1 protein-coding gene is annotated in these 1243 nt (G+C 40.3%); it reads right to left on the reverse strand.

Going from position 1 to position 1243, the window contains the following annotated elements:
- A partial coding sequence (locus tag ACQ33O_RS13680; RefSeq protein WP_430996158.1) for a hypothetical protein occupies nt 1-1243 on the reverse strand: 1243 nt, incomplete at both ends.

Raw genomic sequence — 1243 nt, forward strand, 5'->3', positions numbered from 1 at the left:
GTATTCAACGTAATGCTTGGAACTGATGAACCATAAGTTACTGTTACAATATAAGTGTATTTGGTTGCTCCTGATAGATCTACGGTTTTTATACGGTAGTAGTTCAATCCGGCTACAGGTGCCACATCCATAAAGCTGTACAATGCTGAACCGCCATTGTTGGTTGTTGCTGGTACCACCCCTACTTTTGTGAAATCTGTTCCGTTCACTGAACGTTCTACTTCGTATTGTTTAACTCCGTTCTCTACCGATACTTTCCAATCAATTTGCATTGACGTAGATTTTTGTGTTGCATTTACATTGCTGATCGATACAGGTGTTGTACCAGCCGCTTTGAACACAATTCTGAACCTGTCGGCAAAAGTTAATGTGTTGGTTTGTACAGCATCAAAATCTATATGACTCGTTGTTGTAAGATCTATAGGTGTACTCGTTGATAAGAACTTATCTTCAAGGAACGCTGTAAGATCTGTTGACATCGCTGTTGGAATGAATTCCATACGATATTTAGACGTCCTCAAGCCGCTTATTTTGTAGAAGATTGAGTCTTTATCTGTGATCGTTTGTCTTCTTTCTATTGCCAACAGTTTAGTGTCTCTCAACATACCCATGCTTTCTCCGAAGTTGCTGGTCTTAACCGCATCGTTTGCATCAATTGCATTACTGAAACTGTTGCTGTATGCCATTGTTACACCATCGGCATATACAGGTACATTGTTTACTATCGGTGAAAGACTTGTTACAAATGTACTTACACCTGCAAGTGGTGATTGTGGTCTGAAACCGGCTCCACCTGCATTACCGCCATTTGTTTTAGCACTTTCGCCTATACGTATTTGTGAGGCGCCGTTTGAGTGAACGATGAAGGCCATACCCGATTGGATCTTCGTATTTACTCCACTTGGATAGCTGGTACCGGTTGGGCTACCGTTCATTAATCCACCATTGAAGTATACAAAAGAACCTAAGTTATACAAACCTAATACTTTCGGATCCCACAATTGCAACGTGTTATCGATACTACCGGATAATACCTGAATATTATCGAAATCTATTTCTGATGCAAATGGATTACCTACAAGGTTAAAGCCATCTACCAAATTAATATCCTGATCACCTGTACGTAAAGATCCTTTAACTCTTAATCTGGCGGTTGATGCATCTGTTGTACTGCTTGCATTTACACCTTTGGTTCTATCACCTCTGATGTAGATCATCCAGGCATTATGAGCATTCGCAATAC

The organism is Ferruginibacter sp. SUN002 (genome assembly GCF_050611725.1).
Lineage (GTDB): Bacteria > Bacteroidota > Bacteroidia > Chitinophagales > Chitinophagaceae > Ferruginibacter.